Origin of the sequence: Actinomyces sp. HMSC065F12 (assembly GCF_001814535.1) — a bacterium.
In the GTDB taxonomy this organism is placed as follows: Bacteria; Actinomycetota; Actinomycetes; order Actinomycetales; family Actinomycetaceae; genus Pauljensenia; species Pauljensenia radingae_A.
The window spans coordinates 1-19829 of record NZ_KV816936.1 but is presented as its reverse complement, the minus strand read 5'-3'; the positions used below and the strand labels follow the sequence as shown (position 1 = coordinate 19829).

The window sequence follows — 19829 nt, the reverse complement described above, 5'->3', positions numbered from 1 at the left end:
CAGGCACGACGGCCTGCCCTTCGGGCTAGACCACCGTATCGACCAAACTGATGACGGGTGGCCGGGGATCCGCACACACGTAGGCGCGCTGGAAATCCTCGCCTCGTACGCTCGTGCGATTGCCAGTGAACGCGGCACACACACTACCGCCAGTCCGATTGCTGATTTGCAGCGTGACATTCCCTGGGCAGCAGAACACTACCCCGACTCGGACGCAGTCCTGGACGAGATCCACCGCATCCATCACCACATCGCGCGCCTAACCGGGCACGCCCCATCGCTCGTCGGCACGTGCGAATGCGGCGGCAGGATCTACAAGTACCCCACGCGCAGGGGCCTGACGGACCAGTCGTGGTGTAGCACGTGTGACAGGCTGTATTTGACCCAGGGTGATGCTGCTAGAGTCAGGCTCCAATGCGTCACAGACCTGGACGTGTATGTGACGCGGCAGGACCTGAAAACAATATGGCCCACCCTCACAGACAACCAGGTCGACCTGTGGGCGCACCGTGGGGTCATTGAGCCTAGGGCGGGGCGGCCAAAAACCTACCCCCTCGCCGTCGTCAACACGCGCATGGCAGCTACCCGTGATCATGATTGTTTGATAAAATGAAAGATGAAATCGGGACGCAGTGCGCCCAAAAACAGCAACGGGGCTGATCACCATGGCATGGGACACCACGAAATACTCGCGAGACAGACTCCCACCAACACCACAATGGAACACAATCCGCACATTGGTTGCCCAGCGTGCTGACGGTCGTTGCCAAGCCATAATGCACGACGGCGCACGCTGTCAAGCCCCAGGAACAGAATGCGACCACATCACTGACCGCTACAACACCTCGCTAGACAACCTACAATGGCTCTGCTCATGGCACCACGCAATGAAAACACGCAACGAAGCACGCGACGGCGCTCAACAAGCCAGAAAACGAAACCTCCCCATCCCCCGCAAACACCCAGGACTCTTCTAACCACTCACCAATGAGAGGGGCAGGGGACCCCGTGGCCCCGCCTTGCCAGCAATGGAAGGTGCTGTCAAAAAACTTTTGTACGGGTCTGGGGCTTTTGGGTGTGTGGCCCTTGTTTAGAGTTTTTCGAGGGCGCCGTGCTGGTAGGTGCGCCCTGTGATGGTGATGTATCGGCCTTGTGAGTAGAATTCGACCATTTGCCCGTGCCATTCGCGTTTGAATCCGGCCTGTGGGGTGGCATATCCCCAGATGTGTAGGCCGTAGCCGCTGGGGCTGATTTCGATCCAGTTGTGCGGGTAGAAATTGACGATTGTCTGTGCTGCTGGTGTGAGCGTGCCGTCTGCGTGGATGCAGTGGTCGAGGTCGATGCAGCCGATTCCGTCTCCGAGGACATAGCCGAGTGGGCGTCGTGTGGAGCGTGCCTGGGCATATGTGCTCCACGTGTCGGGGTTGGTGGATGACGCGAGTCGGCCGGTGCGCGGGTTAATGGGGCGTTTCTCGCCGTCATGGTTGATCCACCTGTTGTGGGTGCGCATTTGGCGTGGGATGGTGTTTTCCCGGTGTGCTGCGACTCTGCAGCGAGTGGAGCAGTAGAGGGCGTGTGAGCGTGTGCGGGGGCGCATTTGGTGTCCGCAGTTGGCGCATTTCCTCGTGTCCATTCTCTTATTGTAACGGTTTCTTTGTTGGTATTTCAACGTTTAGCGTGTTTGGCGGTGAGTGATGTGGCTGGTCGTGGACCTCAACCGAAAGAGGCGTCGAAGCGGGCTCGGCGTAATGCTGACCCGATTCCGCTGCGTGTGATTGAAGCTGAGCCGACGCGACAGCCGCACTTGCCGCGCCTGTTCGTCACTGAGACCGATGAGGATGGGATCGAGCATAAGCACTTGTTTAAGTGGCCGCCGATCACGAAACGTTGGTGGCAGATGTGGAGAGATTCTCCGCTGAGTGCTGATTACACGGATTCTGACTGGTCGTTCCTGCTCGATACTGCGTGGCTGCACGCTCAGTATTGGATGGGCGACACGAAGCTGGCTCCCGAGCTGCGTCTTCGGGTCGCGAAATTCGGTGCCACGCCGGAAGACCGGGCGCGCCTGCGGATCGTGTTCGCCACGGCTGACGAGATTGAGGGCAAGCCACAGCAACCGGAATCTACGGGAGCGCGCTCGCGGGCTCGTGTGAAGAAGCTTCGCGTGGTGGGTGATGAATAGATGCCGTGGAAGCCGCTTGACGGTGACCGGTTCCCTACGCTCGGTTATGACATTGCGGACTGGATGACCACGTACCTGTTGCAGCCGGATACCGACTCGATGGTGGGGTTCGTGCCAACGCAGGAGCAATTGGAGTTTCTGGTCGCCTTGTACGAGCTGGATCCGGAGTCGGGGAAGCGCGTGAAGCACCGCGGCGTGCTGTCGCGGCCGCGTGGTTGGGGCAAGTCCCCGTTCGCTGCTGCTATCGCGTGCGTGGAGGCGATGGGTCCTGTCCTGTGTGACGGGTGGGACGCTGATGGTCAGCCTGTGGGCGTGGCGTGGTCGACGCGGCGCACTCCGATTGTGCAGCTGTGTGCAACGACGGACGATCAGACGGCGAACACGTGGGACATGGTGTTGGAAATGTTGCGCGGCTCCCCTGCTCAGGAAGAGTACGGGGTGGACGCGCTGGATACATTCGTGGCGCTGCGCAGGGGGCGTATCGAGACGCGCACGTCTTCGGCCAGCTCTATTAAGGGTGCGCGCGCTGTGTGCGCGATCATGGACCAGACAGAAACATGGGTGCCTGGAAACAGGGGCACGAAACTGGCTGCGACGCTACGTAATAACGCCACAAAGGTCGGAGGCGTAACGATTGAGACGCCGAACGCTTTTACGGTCGGTGAGAACAGCGTCGCGGAGAAGACCGCGAAATTCGCTGAACTGGTCTCCCTGGGCAAAGTCAAGCCGCAGGCCGCACGCGAGCTCCTGTACGACCACCGTGAAGCCCCACTGGATACCGATCTGACTGACCGCGATTCCCTTGTCGACGGGCTGCGCTTCGCGTATGGGGACGCGGCTGGTGATCCGGGCGGCTGCGTGATTCATGATCCCCCGTGCGAGCCGGGCTGGGTGGACATCGAGCGCACGGCGAATGATTTTTGGGCACCGGATTCTGATGTGGCACTCATGTGCTCGGATTTCCTGAACCAGATTACGTCCGCGTCGGACGCGTGGCTGACCCAGCCGGAAGTGCGAGCGATCGAGGATCACTCCAAGCGCGTGACGAACACGGAGCCGATCACGCTCGGGTTCGACGGGTCGGAAGGCCGCAAGCTCGGCATCGCTGACACTACCGTGCTGATCGGGTACTCGCTCACGCAGCATCACTTTTTCAAGCTCGGATTGTGGGCGCAGCCAGATGGGCCTGCCGGTGAGGGCTGGCAGCCGCCACGCCTCGAGGTCGAACAGACCGTGCGCGAAGCGTTCGAAAAATACACGGTCGTGGGCTTCTACGCCGACCCGTCGGCAGGGTGGGCAACCAGTGTCAAGGAGTGGGAAGCACGATACTGGCGCAGGCTCAAAGCGCGTATCAGTACCAACGAGCCGATCCGATACCCACAGCGCCAGGTTGGTCAGACCTGCGAGAACTTCGCGAACCTGCTGGCCGCAATCCAGCAAAACCAAGTCACCTATGACGGTGACCCGCAGATCACCGCTCACCTGCTCAACGCTAGGAAGTCTCCCAGGCGCGCTGGCTACGTCCTCGTCAAACCGTCCGACGATTCCGACTACGCGAAAATCGACGCCACCTGGGCAATGATGTTCGCCTACAAGGCCGGACTGGACGCGACAGGCAAGGGCGCAGCACGCCCCACCAGAAGGCGCGCCCCGCGCCGACTCTACTGACACAACCACTTCTCTTGAGAACTACACATACCAGTTGGAGGTGCATGTTTCGTGGCCAGAACACTCGACGAGTGGCTTAGCTTCCTCACCTCCCAAATGGACAAGCGCGCCGAGACAATCACGCTTCTACGCGACTACACGACCGGCAACGCGCGCCTACCGGAAATGGGACCGAACCTGCGCAAGGCATGGCGCGAGTTCCAGCGCCGCTCACGATCCAACGCGGCCGCCATGATCGTCGACGCGCTCGCGGAGCGCTTGGTGCCTAACGGGCTGACGGTCGGTAACGTTGATTCTTCGGCTACGCGTGCCGCGTCGCGTATTTGGCGTGATAACCGCCTGGATGTGGGTGTGGCTGACGCGATCGCTGACGCTGTCACGCTGGGTTGCGGCTACCTGCTGGTCTCACAGGACGAGGACGGGCACGCCGTGATCACGCGTGAAAACCCCGAGGTCATGTATGTCGAGCCTGACCCTGTGCGCCCTTGGCGTGCTCTTGCCGCGATTAAAGTGTGGCGCGACATGCCATCTAAGACGGACTACTTGGTGATGTGGGCAGGCGGATTGTGCGTGACGTATACGCGCGATGCGTTTGACCACGACCGCCTGCTGCGCCGCGTCAGCGGACAGTGGACACTCCAAACCGGCTCGATCAGCACGTATGACGGCGCGGTACCCGTGGTGATCTTGGAGAACAAGAACGGCCGGGGCGAGTTCGAGAATCATCTGGATCTGATCGACCGGATCAACTGGCAGATCCTCCAGCGCCTCGTCATCATCGCGATGCAGGCATTCCGCCAGCGCGCCCTACGCCAGTCCGAGACCTCACCAGGCGTACCCACAGAAGACGAACAGGGAAACGAGGTCGACTACCAGAAACTGTTCGAGCCCGGGCCGGGCGCACTGTGGGAACTGCCGCCAGGCGTTGAAATCTGGGAATCACAAGTCACCGACATCAACCAGATCCTCACGGCTGTAAAAGATGACTGGCGAGAACTCGCAGCCTCAACGAAGACCCCACTGTCGATCATGCTGCCAGACGCGGCGAACCAGTCCGCATCCGGTGCTGAAGCGCCACAAAAGAGCCTGGTCGACAAAGCCCGGGACAGGATCAACCGTTTCAAGCCAGCGCTCGCGGTCATGATGGTCAAGGCCTTGCAGGTGGAGGGCGTGGAGCTCGGCGGGCAGACCGTCGAGGTGCTCTTCGAGCCGCCTCACGCTGTGTCAATGACGGAGAAGTATGCGTCTGCGAAGATGGCGCGCGAAGCCGGGGAATCACTGGAAACGATCCAGCGCAACATTCTCGGCTATTCTCCCGAGCAGGTTGCCCAGGACAAGCAACGCAGGTCTGAGGAGCAGATGGCGCAAGCTCTCCTGCTCGCAGCGCAAACAGCTGGCACACCAACACAGGGCGAGCAGGAAGCCGCGCCTGAACCTGTTGGGGCACCGTGATGAGCCAGATGGACGATCTGGATCTGATCGCCAAGGCGTACGGCTCGCAGGTCGGCGCGATCCGCCGCCAACTGCAATCCTTTGGCGACGCACTGTGGCAGGCACTGCCCGACTACAGGGACGAGAACATCGACATGCTCGTGCAGGCGATCGTTCCACGCGTGAAAGCCGGACAGATCCAGATCGCGAACCTCACAGTCGCCTACGTCAAGCAGACACTCATGGCGATGGGCGTGAAAGCCCCAGTCACAGGAGTCGACGAGGCCGCGATCACCAGCCTGCGAGGCGTCGACCCGCAGGAGGTATACCGGCGGCCAGCCGTCAGCGTATACACGGCGCTCAGCCAGGGAAAACCCCTCGATCAGGCTGTCAAGGAAGGTGGCCTGAGGCTCTACCAGCTCATCGGCGGTGACATGCAGCTGGCAAAAACACGCCAAGCACACCGCTCAATGCGTCGCGCTCGCGCGGGCGGCGTGCAGTTCTACCGACGCATCCTCACCGGCCGCGAAAACTGCGGTCTATGTGTCGTGGCATCCACCCAGCACTACAGGGTCGACCACGTCATGCCGATCCACCCAGGATGCGACTGCGACTTCGGACCACTGCCACCAGGCACCGGCGAGGAATGGGTCATCGACCCCGACACGCTCCAACAAGTCCACTCAGCAGTCGAGGAACGCTACGGGGAATCCGACCGAGGCGCTCGCAGCCCGGATTATTCGAAGATGATCATGACCACGACTCACGGCGAGTACGGTCCGGTCATCAGCTGGAAGGAAACCATCGCAGAACGTAGAGCATTGGCACGTTCTACAAAATTGAGAAGTCTGAGTTTCAGCTCGTCCGGTTCCCTAGATACAGGAGTGGCTGGGTTTTCGAGAAAGCGCAATGAGCGTCCTAGAATAAGTCAGCCGATTTGGAGAACTCGTAAACTAAAAACTCCACGATCGAAGAAATCACTTCAAGCGCAGAATTCACAAGCGCTTAGCGCAATGTCTCAGGCCGGGGTATGCCCTGAAGGGTACGTCTTCCCTGAAGTGCGCCTCATGCCTGCTGGGGAGGAAAAACTAGGGAGCGGCGAGAAGATCGGTGAGTTTCTCAATAAGACTACTCGTGAAATCATCATCAATAGAAATTACAAAGATATTTTTCTGACTCTGTTGCATGAGCACGGGCACGCTTTGGATTTCTACTTGGGAAATAAGGCTTTTCTGTCAGAAAATAGCGAGACATTAGCTGGTGAAATCGTAGAGAGCTTACTTAATACTCCGACAGGAAAAGTGATACCTAAAGGAGGATATCTCGCTTCATCTAAGGAAGTCTTCGCTCGAGGATTTGCTCAGTACATAGTGACAAGAACCGGTAATACGAAGTATCTGAATCGCCTTAAGAGCCTCAACGAAGCGAATCAGTCGCAATGGACAGATGAAGAATTTACTTCAGTCATACCTTTATTCGACAGGCTATTTTCGATAGAATAAGGGTATGACTGATCGAAAAGGCGTTATGGATCTGACAGCCCCTGAACTTTTCGGGTATGTCTTGACTCCAGAGGAGAACGAACGCTATTCCGATAAGGAGCTACGTCAGAAGTTTGCTGATGTGGGCTATCCGAAGGTATGGCGATGGGCGATTGAACGTCTGCGCGGTGAAGTCCCATGGAACTATGTTGACTTATACGAATAGGCTCGTAGAGCCTTCTGTGCCCGGCTGCTTGATGGTGGCCGGGTTTTCTTATACCTAGATTCTTTTGATTGGTGCCCTATAGCCGTAATGGCTGTGGGGCTTTTGTTATGCCCGAAATGGGAGAAACGAGGATCACACGATGTTTACTATGCGTAACGCTCGCAACCGCCACCTCATGTTCGCAGACACTCCAAGCGACCAAGGCGGCGGCGGTGATGACGGTCAGCAGGCGGATTCCGCGCCTGAGGATGGGCAGGACGTGGATTGGCAAGCGCAGGCCGCTCACTGGAAGGCAATGAGCCGCAAGAACGAGGATCGGGCAAAGTCGAACGCCGAAAAGGCACGCAAATTCGACGAGCTCGAAGAACAAACCAAGAGCGAACTGCAAAAAGCTCTGGATCGTGCCGCAGATGCTGAAAAGCGCGCCACAGACTTCGAAGTCAAAGCCCTGCGAGCCAGTATCGGCGCAAAGAACGGTGTGGATCCCGACCTGTTGGCGGGCAGCACGGAAGAAGAAATCACAGAGTACGCGCAACGCCTACTCGCCTGGAAAGGCACAACGAACGCTGGGGAAGACAAGCACGCCGCATCATCCGCGAATCATGCGGGAGAGCGCGGCGAAAAGATCAGCGGACCGCGACAGCTGTCGCGAGACGACCTGAAAAACATGACTCCCCAGCAGATCAACAAGGCCCGCAAAGACGGGCAACTCGACGAACTCATGGGCATATAAGCCCAATCAGGTTTTCAACTTTTCAGGAGGCAGACATGTCTACTAATAACTTCATTCCCGAGATCTGGGCAGCCAGCATCCTCGAGAACTTCCACAACGAGACGATCCTCGCCGCCTTGGCGAACCGCCAGTACGAGGGCGAAGCCCGCATCGGCAACACTGTCCACATTCCCGGTATTGAGGATATCGAGATCAAGGACTACAAGACCGGTGTGCTCAAGGATTCTGGCTCTCAGCCGATCCCGCGCACGACAGCGCCTGACGCGGTGAAGAACACCAGCACGGACCTGAAGATCGATCAGGAGAAGTCCTTCGACTTCCTCGTTGACGATATTGACCGCGCGCAGTCGAAGTACTCGTTCGACGCGTACACGAAGAGCGCGGCGGTGGGTCTCAAGGAGGATGCGGAAGCATTCCTGACCACGCTGCTGACCACGCAGGGCAAGCAGATTGCGGACACGACCGCGCCCGCTGACGCGACCGCTGCACGCGGAGTCGTGCTGAAGCTGCGTGGCGAGCTCACGAAGAGCAAAGTCCCGCAGGGCAAGCGGTACGCGCTGATCAACACGGCTTTCGAGGAACTGCTGTTTTCTGGCGACTCGAAGCTGCTTGAGGCTGACAAGTCCGGCACGACTGATGGGCTACGCGAAGCCATCGTCGGCCGCCTGTTCGGGTTCAACGTTTTGACCTCCCCGTGGCTGCCTGATGATAAGCCGATGGCTATCGGCTTCTACCAGCCAGCCCTCGTGTACGTGTCGCAGATTGACAAGGTCGAAGCGATGCGCGCCGAGAATTCCTTTGCTGATCGTGTGCGCGGCCTGCACGTGTACGGCGGCAAGATCCTGCGCGCAGACAGCACAGCGAAGATCTTCAAGGCAGCGTGATCACCGTGAAGATCCAAGGAGCAAACGGCATTGAGGTTGATGTGCCTGACGCGGTAGCGACCGGCATGATCACTGCCGGTCTTGCAACGCAGGCCGCAGACAAAGCGCCTGCCAAGCCGAGAAAGCAGCAATAAGGAATCAGGGGGTGTGGGAGCTATGGGGAGCCTGTTGCCACCATTAGCCACTCAGCAGGACGTTGAGGACGCGATTGGCCGCTCTCTCGAGTCTGATGAGGCTAGCCGCATAGGGTTTCTCCTGGAGAAACTGTCGGCGGATTTTCGCCACGTTGCGCGCAGGGACTTCACCGTCAACACGTACGTGCAGCGCCGGAAGATCGATGGCGGCGGCAAAGTGTGGCTCCCACAAGCCCCTGTGATCAGCGTGGAGAGCGCCATCGACGATCATGGTGCGCAAGTGCCGTTCCGTATGCTTCCGGGCGGGATCATCGTGGACACGTCTTCACGCGACTTCGTGACCGTCACGTACACGGCTGGATTTGAGGAGATTCCCCGCGTGATTGTGCTGCGTATTGCGGATAGCGCGAAACGCGCTCTGACCGTGGGCAGCGCGCCGCTCGCAGCCCAGGGGGTTGACCAGGTCACCCGCACGACAGGCCCGTTTAGTCAGACCATGCACATGGCTGCGTGGGCTGTCGGAGGACAGACCATGCTCACGCCTGAAGCAATGGAACTAGCGAAGTCCTGCCAGCGCGTGAAGCGCGGCCACACCTGGCACACACTCTAGGGGGCGCTGTGGATTTTGACGCATCGTGGTACACGACAGTCACTGTCATTGGCTCGCCTGGCCGCGACCGTGACGGCCGTCAAAGGCCAGGCAAAGCCGCAACGTACGAGCAGTGCCTTGTCGCTCCCGGCGTGATGAGCGAGACCTCCAACGGTGGCGTGCTGCCCTCCCCCGGTGAAGTCACGGAGGATGCGGCAACGATTTACGCGCCCGCAGGGTTCACCGTGCCTGCAACAGGCACCATCACGATTCCTGACTCTCACCCGCTGGGAGGCCAGTGGGAGGCAGTCGGGAACGTGCAGGCATGGCCGATGGGGTGCGTGCTGACTGTGCGGAGACGCCAATGAGCAGCCCACGCTTTACGCCGAACGACAGTGGACTCGGACAGTTGGTGTCTTCGTACAGGATGCAGCAGGCTATGACGCAAGCCGCGCTTGACGTGCGTGACCAAGCCATCGCGGCAGCTCCACAGCGGTCAGGAACCTACCGGAAGTCATTCGGGGTCGAGCCGGGCAAAGCGTACATCCCAACGCGCCGAAACCCGCAGGTCAGGTCCGTCGCATTCGTGACCAACACTGCGCCGCATGCCGTGTTTCTTGAGGCGTATGCGTATCAGCACAAGCGGCGGAACACTCTTGGCTCGCTCACACACAAGAAAGGGTAGGTGATTCGTATTGTTCGCTAGTGCTGTTGACATGGTGCGCGATGTGATCGACACGCAGTTCGAGGGGATTTCTGCAGCGTGGCTGTGGCAAGGATTCCTCGAGGAATTGCCGGTCGCTCACGTGCGCGCGAAAGGCGGCACGCAGGGGTTCATTGACCGGCATGATCGTGTGGAAGTCAGCGTGTACACCGCGAACCCCGTAGAAAGCCAGGGCGGCCAGCTGGGCGCACTGGATATTGCAGAGCAGTTGTATTCGAAGCTGTCGTCAGGCCCGCATTACACGACAGCTGGCGTGATCGACTCGGTCGAAGGTGAGCGCACACCGACGCTTGAGGCGTACACGTCGGGCGTGGATGTCGCGTCGTTTTCAATTTTCGTCACTCACAGGCAAGTTCCACTCACATAACAGGAAAGGCGGTAGCGTCATGGCTACTAAAACATTTGCTCAGCTCAAGTCTGAGTCCGACAATCGTAATCTTGTCCGTAAAACTCTACAGGCAGTGTGCTTCCTCGCGCCCACGAGCGCAGCACTGCCGGACGCTTTGACCGATACGTCCGGCGCTCTGCAAGAACTCCCCAAGGACTACTGGCCGGTCGGCCTCGTCACTCCTGACGGCTATTCGTTCGCTGCCGACACCACCAAGGAAGACGTGGACGCGCTGGGCTATTCTCAGCCGGTACGCTCCGACATCACAAAGGTCGCCAAGAGCATCGAAGTCACCGTCCTGGAAACACTGAAGAAGAACGTGCAGGGCCTGATTCGCGGCATGGACATGAGCAGCGTGAAAGCTGGCACAAACGGCGAAGTAACGTTCGACGAGCCCGGCATGCCCACGTTCACTGAGTACCGCCTGATCGTGATCTCCCAGGATGGGCCTGCTGACAGTGAGTGGCTCGTCGGACGAGGCTACCCACTCGTCAAGCTGTCCGAGATCCCCGAGGAAGTGTGGAACTCCAGTGATGCCACGCAGTGCAAGCTGAAGTTCGACGTGTTCCCGGATCCAAAGCTTGGCACCTCCTGCCGCCACTACATTGCCGGCACCGGCGCGGTCAAGTACAAGGACGCTCTGGGATACACGCAGCCAGCAGCCTAGGAGAGGGGAATTATCATGCGAATCTTCATGAAGAACGACATGACACGCAAGACAGATGTGCCTGCCGAAGCAGTGCAGCTGCTCGCTGAAGGCTGGACGGAGCAGACAGGCAAGAAACCTGAGCCTGAACAGAAGCTCGCCGGTAAGGGAGGCAAATAATGGCGGACAAGATCACGCCGACAGACACGCTCGCATCCCTGGATGCGGACGCGAAGCCCGAACCGTACATTCTCGGTGTCGGCAACCACCTGATCAAGTTCCCGGACCCGCTGGAACTGGACTTTGAAGAGTCCGACGAATTCCTCGCCAGCATGCGCACCGCAACCGATTCCAGCGCGTTTATGCGCAGGTGGCTATCTGACGAGGACTATCAGGCGCTCGCGGACGCGAAGCCTACTGGCCGCCAAATTCAGGCTCTCGTGCGCAGGGCCCTTGCACACTATGAGCTTGTGATGGGTGAGCCGGGGGAAGAGCGTACCTCCGGTACTGCCTGACCCGCTACCGGAGGCAGGTGCGTGCGGACCTCGCCGCCTTTTTCCACGCTGATCTCGCAACGTTGTGGCGTGGGAAAAGGTGGCGCACGCTCCTCGACCTGGTCAGCATGCTTCCGAAAGCCTCACGCACCGTGTCAGCACTGGCCAACGACCCAGAGTACGCGCGCATGGTGGTCGCACAGCTCTCGGAAAGCGAGCAGGACGAGCCGCTATCCTCCTTGGAGGAGCAGACGCGCCTCGTATGCGTCATGGAAGACCTCTACGACCTCATCGCAGCATCACTAGGTCAGAAAGGCCGCTACCCGAGGCCGACCACAATGATCGACATAGAGCGCAAACGCTCAACCAGTAGGAAAGCATTCGATCTGATAAGCCAGGTTGCCCCGTGGGCAGCGAACTAAAACCATTCTTGATAATTCAATAGGGAGGGGCTCGAAAATGGCGCAGACATTCGACGCAGGCACGGTATGGGTCAGTGTCGTCCCGTCCCTAAAGGGCTTCGGCAGGCAAGTCTCAAGCCAGATCGTCTCACCTACCCAGCAAGCCGCCACCAGGGCGGAAAACATTATCACGCGCTCCTTCAAGAAAATCTCCACGCGCACAACACAAGTCGCAGGATCCCTGCCAGCTGCAGTCCAAAAACCGCTGCCCGCTATGCGCGTGCAGGCAGCCGAAACCGAACGAGCCTTTGAGAAGGCTGCGGGGAAAGCGCAGAAAGCGTCCAAGGCGCTCGCGGATGCGCGTGGCCGTGAAGAGCGGGCCGCGCTGAGTGTGGAAAAAGCCGAGAAAATGGTGGAGCGTGCCAGAAAGGCGGGCGACCCGCAACGGCTAGCTGCTTCTGAGAAGATTCTGGCGGATAAGCGGCGTGAGTTCTCCAAGGCGACTCGTGATGCTGAGGGTGTGCTCAATGAGTACACGAAAGCCACAGCAGCACAAGGCAGAGAATCTGAGAAGCTGGCACGCATCCAGGGCGAACTTGCTGCAGCCCAAAAGGCTCTGCCGAAGAAGAATCCTCTGGCTGGCTTCTTCGAGAAGACGCCTGTCACTGCGCCGATTGTGCGCCAGTTCCGCGCGCTGCCTGGCGTGATCGGCACTCACATGACGCGCGCGCAGACCACGATCACGAGCGTGATCAACCGTATTCCCGGGCCTGTGGCCTCTGTTGGCGCGTCCATTGGGCGCGGCCTGTCTAGTGCGTTCCAGACAGCTAGTCGCGTGGGTCGCAGGTCATTTGACAGCATTAGGAGTGCGGTCAGCGGCGTGGCTGGTGCTGTCGCTGTGGCTGGCGCGGCGGTCGGCGGGTTCATCGCGTCGAATATTGGTGCAGCCGTGCAGCGCGTGGATACGCTGAACAATTTCCCGAAGATCATGAAGAATCTTGGGTACGCGCAAGAAGACGCTGCGGCAGCCGCGAAGAAACTGTCGGACAGGCTCACGGGGCTTCCCACTTCTCTTGACGGGATCATGCCGCTGGTGCAGCGTATCGCCCCATTGACGGGGAATCTGGATCAGGCCGCAGAAACAGGTCTGGCGTTTAACAATATGCTTCTCGCTTCAGGCAAGAGCATGGCGGACCAGTCGCGTGCGATGGAGCAGTACACGCAGATGCTGGCTACCGGCAAGGTAGACATGATGAGCTGGCGCACCATGCTCGAGGTCATGCCAGGCCAGCTCGACCAGATGTCGGTGGCACTGCTTGGTACTGGCAGTAAGTCGATGGACCTGTACGAGGCGCTGCAGGACGGCACAGTGTCGTTCCAGGACTTCAATAATGCGATGGTCCAGGTGAACAAGGAGGGCGTGGCCGGGTTCGCGTCCTTTGAGAAGCAGGCGCGTGACGCGACCGGTGGTATCGGCACGTCGTTCGGGCTTTTGCGTACTCGCACTGTGCAGGCGATCGGCAACATTATTGACGCGATTGGCGTGGATCGTATTACCGCGCCTATCAACGCGGTTTCGAGCGCGATCTCGACTCTGGGCAAGAAGATTTCCGATTTCATTCAGGGCGGCGTTTTAAAGGAGATGGCTCCGAAGCTGTCTGGCGTGGCCGCTGCTGCGGGCGGCCTTCTGGGCCCGCTGTCTGGGTTTGTGAAGAATTTTGCTGGGAATATTCCCCTTATCGGGAATGTCATTTCGAAGGTGCTGCCCGGTATTTCAGGGCCTCTCGGAGTGGTGATCGGTCTTGTCACGTCGATGATTTCGAAGTCCAAGCCGCTGCGTGATGCGCTGGGCGGAGCGTTCAGCAAGATTGCGTCAGCGCTCGGCGGTGTCCTCGAATCCCTCCAGTCCTCTGGTGGCCTTTTCGAAAAGATAGGCGACTTGATGGGCATGCTGGGTGATGCGATCGCCCCGGTCGTGACGTGGGTAGGCGATCTTGCTGCTGACCTGATTTCACTGCTGGGGCCCGCTCTGGAATGGCTCTCAGGAATACTGGAGTCAGCGGTCGGATGGATTCAGTCTGATCTCGTGCCGATATTGCAGTCAGTGTGGGAGTATCTGACTGTCGACATGGCTCCGACGTGGCAGAGGCTGGGCGACAGTGTGAGCGCGGCGTGGGAGACGATCAAGAGTACTGCCAGCGTGGCGTGGAGCTTCTTGTCTGACGTGTTTTCGTCGATCTGGGAGTTCCTCACTGTCAGGCTTGCGCCAGTGTGGGAATTGCTTGGCACTGTTGTGACGACAGTGTGGGGAATGATTCAAGACGCGATTAGCGTGGCGTGGACGATTATTCAGTCCGTCTTCAATGCAATTAAGAGTGTCGTGGAGAATGTTCTCGCTCCCGTGTTCAAGTGGCTGTACGCGGTCGTGATTCGTCCGGTGTGGGACATGATTAAGGGCGCGATCAGCGTGGCGTGGACGGTGATCAGCTTCATTTTCAACACGATTATTGATGTCATCACGAATATCCTCGCACCGGTGTTCACGTGGCTATGGCAGAACGTTATCGGCCCGGCGTTCTCGTTTATTTCTGGCGCGGTGAGTACTGCGTGGCAGATCATGTCAGCGATCTTTGACGTGATCATCAGCGTGCTGGGAAGCGTGCTCGGACCCGCGTTCGACCGGATGGCGAGTGTGGCGACTGCCGCGTGGGACATGATCAAGACGGGCGTTTCTTCGGCGTGGGACTGGGTTAAACGCAACGTGTTCGACCGTATCAGCGGGATTCTTGATGCGGCTGGCAAAGCATTCAACACGTTCAGGGACACTGTGAAAAACGCGTTCAACAGTATTAAGGCTGCTGCGGCGAAACCGATCAACTTCGTGATTAACACGGTGTACACGGGTGGCATCAAGAAAGCGTTCGACACGATCGCGTCAAAGATCGGCATCAAGACGCGCATGCCAGCTGTCGCGCCGATCGCAGGATACGCATCAGGTGGCGTGCTGCCCGGGTACACTCCCGGCAGGGATGTCCACAGGTTCTACTCCCCCACAGGTGGCATTCTTGACCTGTCTGGCGGTGAGGGCATCATCCGCCCCGACGCTTTGCGCCGCATGGGTGGGGCGAAGTGGCTGGATGCGATTAACCGGTCGCGCGGACGCGGGTTCTCCCCTCGTGGTGATACTGGACTGCCAGCGTACGGGTCGTTCGCTGAAGGCGGCGTGTGGGGCCATATTAAGTCGTTCGGATCCAGCCTGTGGCATGGCGCAACCAGCGCTGCCAGCTTCGTGGCTGACGTGATCAAAGACCCCGTCGGCGCAGCAGTCGACCTGATCATCACCCCGGCGAAGAACCTGCTCTCCCAGATCACTAGCGGAATGTGGGGGCAGATTGCTGCCGGTATTCCAGCCCAGCTGTTCGAGGGAATCAAAGGATTCTTCAAGGGGGAAACCGACAAAGTCGGCGGATCCGGTACCGGGCTGGTTCGCCAGGCACGCAACTACCTTGGTATTCCCTACGTGTGGGGTGGCAGTTCGATCCCGCCGGGCTTGGACTGCTCCGGTTTGGTGTACTACTCGCTCGCACAGATGGGCAAACGCGTGCCGCGCCTGACAGCGGCCGGGTACCAGAGCGCGTCGACGCCTGTCGGGTGGGGCGCGAAACGGCCGGGCGACCTCCTGTTCTGGGGGTCTCCTGCATGGCACGTCGCCATTTACAGTGGCGGCTCCAGCATGGTGGAAGCACCAAAGCCCGGCATGAGCGTACGCGAAACCGGGATCTGGGGAAGTCCCACGGTCGGACGATACAAGTACGACCAGGGCGGCTACCTGCCGCCAGGTGTCAGCCAAGTGTTCAACGGGACAGGGCGACCAGAACCAGTGTTCACTGACCGCCAGTGGGACGCTCTCAAACAGGGCAGCACGCATGGCGGGGACGTGTTTAATATCGCGGTGCCTGAGCCTGCCGCTACTGCTGCGCAGATCGTGGAAGAACTCGTGTCCGCCACGCGGCGCAGGGACTTCCTCGGCGCATTCTAAGGAGGACGTGGTGAAAATCAGGCTAAGGGGCGTCACTATTGGCGGCCTCGACACTTCAGTGAGCATTGAGAAGTTCTCCACCAGCGGGTGGGAAGTGCGCACGCACGACACTGCTCGCGCCGGCGGGAATGGCGTGCTCCCTGGGCGCGACCTGCTCGGCAAAGACACGTGGGCATTCTCCCTCGCCGCATACCGCTCCTACTCCCTTGAAGAGGGGCGCGCGGCGCTCGCGGAACTGGAAACGCGGTGGAGGGCTCCTGCTGCGCCTGGCGTGCTGCAAGAGTTGGACTACCTGTTGGATGATTCCACCACGTGGCGCACGGTTTTTGGGCGGCCTCGTAAATTCGTTGTGGGTACGCCTGATGTTCACGCGCGTATGGGAGTAGTGAAAGCGCAGTGCGAATTCGACGTGCTCGACCCACTGTCGTATGCGGCTGCCTCGGACGTGGTGAGTGCGAGCCTCGTGGTACGCGCCTCGAGAGTGACGCGCGGTTTCATGTTCCCAGCCCGCTTCCCACTCGCGATCATGGGCGGTGTGGATACTGGCGAGAAGTCAGTGCGCATCGAAGTGCCGGGGAGTGCTCCTGCCCCGGTGGTGGTGACGTTTTACGGGCCATGCACAATGCCAGCATTCAAGGCCGGCAACAACGTTTTACGCGTGGCCGGGCGGATTCCTGCCGGTGACTGTGTACGCGTAGATACGCGTACTGGCGTGGTGACCAATAAGGTTGGCGGTTTCGTCCCGTTCATGGTGGATGCGCGTGACAGGGCTTTCCAATGGCGATTGGAGCCGGGCGAGCACACGCTCACTGGGTTTGCTGTTGCTGGGAGCACGGACGATGTGCGTATCGACGTGCAGGTGCTCCCCGCTTTCACGACGATTTAAGGAGAAAACTTATGGTGATGCAGAATGTGCCGTGGGCGATTGAAGCCTCTGAGGTGTATCACTCTGGCGATGTGGCGCGCTCGCTCGCATTTTTCAGCGCTCCCGTGCACGGTGTCGGGCTGCCTGGCGACTTGAAGGTCACGCCGGTAAGTCCTGCCGGGCTGGCTGTGCAGGTAGCAGGCGGAACGGTCGCCGTGCCGTCAACGTATGCCGGGCACGAGTCGGAGACGTACATTGCGAAGAATGTGGGTGTGGAGCGCGTGGAACTCGCACCGACCGGAGCGCAGGGCAGGCGTGACCTGATTGTCGTTGAGATCCGCGACCCGCAGTATGGGACCACTCCTGAGGGGGATGATCCGACGCGCCGCCAGTACTCGAGGATCACTGTCGTGCAGGCGGGCCCAGCAGGCCTGACGCCTGAGAGCGTGTTGAAGCGGGCGAACCCAACCGTGCTGCTTGCCGAGGTGAACCTGCCTGCGAACTGTCAGGCGGTCACAGGGGCGATGATTCGGAGCCTGCGTCGCGTGGCGCGCCCACTGGTCGAATCGGGTGTTGTGCAGTCCAATCCGAGTGGCAGTTCTACGAGCGGCACGAAGTTTGCGCCGAAAGGCAGCGCACCGCAATCGCTCACACACACGCCTGTGACGGTGCCGGGGTGGGCGACAACGTGCATCGTGGAGGTCACGATGAACGGCGTGCGGTTCGGGCTCACGAGCGGCGTGCTGGTTGCTGGCGTGCGCGTATACGCTACCGACAATTTCAATAATGGCCGGCCGCCTCTTGACCACCAAAGTGAAAACGGAATCGTGACGCAGGAAGCAGCGTCGAATAACTGGAATCTGCGCCAGACGGTCGCGATGAGCGGCAAGCTCGACGTGTCCAAGTGGCAAGGTCGAACGATCACGATCGGTATGACCGGGCTGATGAGCACAGGCGGCGAAGTCGCAGTCGACTACCAAAGCGCAGGCACGATCAAGTACACGTTCCAGGGCGAGGCAATCTGATGATCAGCCTGATCGTCGAAGAACTCCCATCCGGGAAAATCCTCGCCACCGGCATCCCGATTGTGAGTCCGTCGCCAAAATTCGAGCTCAATAAAGCGTGGTCGCTGGACGTGACTGTTCCAGCAGCAGCACTGGCTTCAGGGCTGGCACTCGAATTCTTGCGCGAGTGGGGGTGCGCCTGCTGGGTTGATAACGGCACGCAGATCGTGGCAGGCGGGATCCTCCTGCAAGCACCCACCATCACCAGCGAAGGGGACTTGCGGTTGGAGTGCGGTGGGTGGCTCTCCTACCCTGTCGGCCAAGCATGGGACGCACCACGCTACGACGGAATACACGTGCCAGTGCATCAAGCAGTGCGCATGATCTGGGAACACCTCATCGAAAGATCCAGCCTACCGGTCACAGTCACAATCCCCACCACCACTGTGACAGTCGGAAAACCAGAAGAACACAAGGAGTTCACCACGTCCACCGGTGAGGACGTGTCTTTCGACGCAGGCCCGTGGCGTTTAAACCAATGGCAAACCCACGACCTCGGCAAAACACTAGACGACCTTCGTGTAGAAGCCGTATGGGAGGTGCGAGAAACCCACCGCCTGAACCAGGACACGGGCCGCGTGGACCACACAGTGGAGTACTCGCAGGGTTTTGGCGCTCGCAGGCATGACATTGTGTTGCAGGTCGGGCTGAATGTGCATCCTATGCCTGAGCTGGAGGGCGGCCTGCCGTATGCGACGCACGTGTTTTGTGTGGGTGCTGGTGAGGGGGAGCGCACGGTGATCAGCCCGACGCTTTCCAAGGAGAGTGGTGGCTTGCGTCGGTGCGTGGCGGTGTCCGATAAGGGGGCGGATAGCGCGAAAAAGGCGTCTCAGACTGCGCGCAGTGAGTTGGCGCTACGCAGGGGCGGCACGCGCGTGAAGACTTTCATCATGCGTGAGACGCCGGGGATCCCGCTCTCACTGATCAGCGTGGGGGACTGGGTGCAGGTCAGCGGTGTGACGGAGTGGGGGGCTTTTTCCCAGTGGGGAAGAATCACGAGCTGTGAGCGTGTCTTGGAATCGGACAGTGCGGTTATTGAAGTGGAAAAGGAGTAAGCGTGATGGGGCTGGGTGAGGACTGGCGTGCACGCAAAGCGGCGCGCGACCTGAGCACACTGCTGGGCGCGCAGGACAGGCGCATCACTCGCTTGGAAACTGCACAAGATTCTCGGCGCACGTCGCTGGACGTGGGCGAGACGATCGAAATCCGCAACGAGGACGGGCAGATTGTCGGCACTGTCGGCAAGAACGAGGACGGTACGTACGCGACCGTCCCGCTTGATGGCCCTGTCCCGCCTGTCCCGTCGGCTCCAAAGGTCGAGGGCGGTCCTGCGCTGACTGTCACATGGGACGGAGCCTTCTCGCAGGCTGAGCGTGCCCCGTTGGATTTCAAGTGTGTTGAAATTGGTATCGGCACGAAAGGCAGTCTCCAGCCCGTCGGTGTAATTACTGCTGCAGGCGCGAAAACACTGTCGCTCATTCCAGGCGACTATGAGGTGGCGCTGCGCGCTGTGAGCGTGCCGGGCAAGAAGTCAACATGGACGTCTGCCGTCTCTGTCACGGTGGAGGGGACGGCTACGCAGAAAGCTCTCGATAAGGCCGAGGAGAATATCAACGCGGCAGAAAGTGCTGCGCAGCGCGCGCGTGAGGCGGCTGAGTCGGCGCGGAAAGTGGCGGACAGTAAGAACACTATTTCTCGTTCTGACAAGGCTCCTGATCGTAACGGTGCGGCTGTTGGGGACGTGTGGTGGCAGGTTGCCGGTGGCGGGGTGGTTGTCGGGCAGTGGCGTTGGGACGGCTCGCGGTGGGTGAAAAGCCCTGTGGGAAGTGAGGCGGTAGCGTCGCTCACGGCTGACAAGCTGCGCGCGGCTACGGGCAGTT

General features: G+C 59.7%; 23 protein-coding genes. 22 read left to right on the top strand and 1 reads right to left on the bottom strand.

The window, feature by feature from the left end:
• Nucleotides 1–613: hypothetical protein (locus HMPREF2975_RS12395; RefSeq protein ID WP_193599944.1), on the top strand; the 613-nt coding region annotated here is incomplete at its 5' end.
• A gap of 477 nt (nucleotides 614–1090) precedes the next feature.
• On the opposite strand, the gene HMPREF2975_RS00230 is transcribed toward HMPREF2975_RS12395, so the two are convergent.
• Nucleotides 1091–1597 carry a hypothetical protein gene (locus HMPREF2975_RS00230; RefSeq protein WP_227469044.1) on the bottom strand — a complete coding sequence of 169 codons (507 nt, stop codon included), beginning with the start codon at nucleotides 1595–1597 and terminating at the stop codon, nucleotides 1091–1093.
• 90 nt (nucleotides 1598–1687) lie between these two features.
• Here HMPREF2975_RS00230 and HMPREF2975_RS00225 point away from each other — a divergent pair, with 90 nt between their 5' ends.
• The 21 genes from HMPREF2975_RS00225 to HMPREF2975_RS00135 all read left to right on the top strand — a co-directional run.
• Complete coding sequence (locus tag HMPREF2975_RS00225; RefSeq protein WP_227469042.1) at nucleotides 1688–2182, top strand: phage terminase small subunit; 495 nt, start codon at nucleotides 1688–1690, stop codon at nucleotides 2180–2182.
• On the top strand, nucleotides 2183–3850 hold the full coding sequence (locus tag HMPREF2975_RS00220; RefSeq protein ID WP_070724990.1) for a hypothetical protein: 1668 nt from the start codon (nucleotides 2183–2185) through the stop codon (nucleotides 3848–3850).
• Nucleotides 3851–3901: 51 nt separating this feature from the next.
• Nucleotides 3902–5302: a phage portal protein gene (locus HMPREF2975_RS00215; protein WP_070724987.1), complete on the top strand. Its 1401-nt coding sequence runs from the start codon at nucleotides 3902–3904 to the stop codon at nucleotides 5300–5302.
• The gene (locus tag HMPREF2975_RS00210; protein ID WP_070724985.1) at nucleotides 5302–6783 is read left to right on the top strand and encodes a hypothetical protein; all 1482 of its coding nucleotides are present in this window, start codon (nucleotides 5302–5304) and stop codon (nucleotides 6781–6783) included. The genes HMPREF2975_RS00215 and HMPREF2975_RS00210 overlap by 1 nt, the downstream gene beginning before the upstream one ends.
• A 4-nt stretch (nucleotides 6784–6787) precedes the next feature.
• Complete coding sequence (locus HMPREF2975_RS00205) at nucleotides 6788–6988, top strand: hypothetical protein (RefSeq protein ID WP_083314304.1); 201 nt, start codon at nucleotides 6788–6790, stop codon at nucleotides 6986–6988.
• Nucleotides 6989–7127: 139 nt separating this feature from the next.
• Entirely contained in the window at nucleotides 7128–7721 is a 594-nt protein-coding gene (locus HMPREF2975_RS00200) for a hypothetical protein (RefSeq protein ID WP_141757222.1), read from the top strand.
• 35 nt (nucleotides 7722–7756) lie between these two features.
• Nucleotides 7757–8605 (top strand): phage major capsid protein, encoded by an 849-nt coding sequence (locus HMPREF2975_RS00195; protein WP_070724976.1) that lies wholly within the window; start codon nucleotides 7757–7759, stop codon nucleotides 8603–8605.
• Nucleotides 8602–8739: a DUF7302 family protein gene (locus HMPREF2975_RS12695; protein WP_227469040.1), complete on the top strand. Its 138-nt coding sequence runs from the start codon at nucleotides 8602–8604 to the stop codon at nucleotides 8737–8739. The genes HMPREF2975_RS00195 and HMPREF2975_RS12695 overlap by 4 nt, the downstream gene beginning before the upstream one ends.
• Nucleotides 8740–8752: 13 nt before the next feature.
• Complete coding sequence (locus HMPREF2975_RS00190; protein ID WP_141757221.1) at nucleotides 8753–9349, top strand: hypothetical protein; 597 nt, start codon at nucleotides 8753–8755, stop codon at nucleotides 9347–9349.
• An 8-nt stretch (nucleotides 9350–9357) separates the two neighbouring features.
• Nucleotides 9358–9696 carry a hypothetical protein gene (locus tag HMPREF2975_RS00185; RefSeq protein ID WP_070724970.1) on the top strand — a complete coding sequence of 113 codons (339 nt, stop codon included), beginning with the start codon at nucleotides 9358–9360 and terminating at the stop codon, nucleotides 9694–9696.
• Nucleotides 9654–10013, top strand: coding sequence for an HK97 gp10 family phage protein (locus HMPREF2975_RS13030; protein WP_083314303.1), 360 nt, complete (start codon nucleotides 9654–9656; stop codon nucleotides 10011–10013). The genes HMPREF2975_RS00185 and HMPREF2975_RS13030 overlap by 43 nt, the downstream gene beginning before the upstream one ends.
• A gap of 10 nt (nucleotides 10014–10023) precedes the next feature.
• Entirely contained in the window at nucleotides 10024–10419 is a 396-nt protein-coding gene (locus HMPREF2975_RS00175) for a hypothetical protein (RefSeq protein WP_141757220.1), read from the top strand.
• Nucleotides 10420–10438: 19 nt separating this feature from the next.
• A complete protein-coding gene (locus tag HMPREF2975_RS00170) occupies nucleotides 10439–11107 on the top strand; it encodes a hypothetical protein (RefSeq protein ID WP_070724961.1) in 669 nt (222 codons plus the stop codon).
• A 15-nt stretch (nucleotides 11108–11122) separates the two neighbouring features.
• On the top strand, nucleotides 11123–11266 hold the full coding sequence (locus HMPREF2975_RS12390) for a hypothetical protein (protein WP_193599942.1): 144 nt from the start codon (nucleotides 11123–11125) through the stop codon (nucleotides 11264–11266).
• Nucleotides 11266–11601, top strand: coding sequence for a hypothetical protein (locus HMPREF2975_RS00165; protein WP_070724958.1), 336 nt, complete (start codon nucleotides 11266–11268; stop codon nucleotides 11599–11601). The genes HMPREF2975_RS12390 and HMPREF2975_RS00165 overlap by 1 nt, the downstream gene beginning before the upstream one ends.
• A 17-nt stretch (nucleotides 11602–11618) precedes the next feature.
• Complete coding sequence (locus HMPREF2975_RS00160; RefSeq protein WP_070724955.1) at nucleotides 11619–12002, top strand: hypothetical protein; 384 nt, start codon at nucleotides 11619–11621, stop codon at nucleotides 12000–12002.
• A gap of 37 nt (nucleotides 12003–12039) precedes the next feature.
• A complete protein-coding gene (locus HMPREF2975_RS00155) occupies nucleotides 12040–16020 on the top strand; it encodes a tape measure protein (RefSeq protein ID WP_070724952.1) in 3981 nt (1326 codons plus the stop codon).
• A 10-nt stretch (nucleotides 16021–16030) separates the two neighbouring features.
• Nucleotides 16031–16906, top strand: coding sequence for a phage tail family protein (locus tag HMPREF2975_RS00150; RefSeq protein ID WP_141757219.1), 876 nt, complete (start codon nucleotides 16031–16033; stop codon nucleotides 16904–16906).
• 11 nt (nucleotides 16907–16917) lie between these two features.
• Entirely contained in the window at nucleotides 16918–17910 is a 993-nt protein-coding gene (locus tag HMPREF2975_RS00145) for a hypothetical protein (RefSeq protein ID WP_070724946.1), read from the top strand.
• Nucleotides 17910–19004, top strand: coding sequence for a hypothetical protein (locus HMPREF2975_RS00140; protein ID WP_070724943.1), 1095 nt, complete (start codon nucleotides 17910–17912; stop codon nucleotides 19002–19004). Before HMPREF2975_RS00145 ends, HMPREF2975_RS00140 begins: the two co-directional genes overlap by 1 nt.
• Before the next feature lie 2 nt (nucleotides 19005–19006).
• On the top strand, nucleotides 19007–19829 hold an 823-nt coding region (locus HMPREF2975_RS00135; RefSeq protein WP_141757218.1), incomplete at its 3' end, for a hypothetical protein.

What these genes read in the sequence shown, in the direction of transcription:
- HMPREF2975_RS00230 (WP_227469044.1), bottom strand. Translation starts at nt 1,597, where the DNA reads ATGCGCCCCCGCACACGCTCACACGCCCTCTACTGCTCCACTCGCTGC.
- HMPREF2975_RS00205 (WP_083314304.1), top strand. Translation starts at nt 6,788, where the DNA reads ATGACTGATCGAAAAGGCGTTATGGATCTGACAGCCCCTGAACTTTTC.
- HMPREF2975_RS00145 (WP_070724946.1), top strand. Translation starts at nt 16,918, where the DNA reads ATGGTGATGCAGAATGTGCCGTGGGCGATTGAAGCCTCTGAGGTGTAT.
- HMPREF2975_RS00155 (WP_070724952.1), top strand. Translation starts at nt 12,040, where the DNA reads ATGGCGCAGACATTCGACGCAGGCACGGTATGGGTCAGTGTCGTCCCG.
- HMPREF2975_RS00220 (WP_070724990.1), top strand. Translation starts at nt 2,183, where the DNA reads ATGCCGTGGAAGCCGCTTGACGGTGACCGGTTCCCTACGCTCGGTTAT.
- HMPREF2975_RS00170 (WP_070724961.1), top strand. Translation starts at nt 10,439, where the DNA reads ATGGCTACTAAAACATTTGCTCAGCTCAAGTCTGAGTCCGACAATCGT.
- HMPREF2975_RS00210 (WP_070724985.1), top strand. Translation starts at nt 5,302, where the DNA reads ATGAGCCAGATGGACGATCTGGATCTGATCGCCAAGGCGTACGGCTCG.
- HMPREF2975_RS13030 (WP_083314303.1), top strand. Translation starts at nt 9,654, where the DNA reads ATGGCCGATGGGGTGCGTGCTGACTGTGCGGAGACGCCAATGAGCAGC.
- HMPREF2975_RS00200 (WP_141757222.1), top strand. Translation starts at nt 7,128, where the DNA reads ATGTTTACTATGCGTAACGCTCGCAACCGCCACCTCATGTTCGCAGAC.
- HMPREF2975_RS00195 (WP_070724976.1), top strand. Translation starts at nt 7,757, where the DNA reads ATGTCTACTAATAACTTCATTCCCGAGATCTGGGCAGCCAGCATCCTC.
- HMPREF2975_RS12390 (WP_193599942.1), top strand. Translation starts at nt 11,123, where the DNA reads ATGCGAATCTTCATGAAGAACGACATGACACGCAAGACAGATGTGCCT.
- HMPREF2975_RS00140 (WP_070724943.1), top strand. Translation starts at nt 17,910, where the DNA reads ATGATCAGCCTGATCGTCGAAGAACTCCCATCCGGGAAAATCCTCGCC.
- HMPREF2975_RS00165 (WP_070724958.1), top strand. Translation starts at nt 11,266, where the DNA reads ATGGCGGACAAGATCACGCCGACAGACACGCTCGCATCCCTGGATGCG.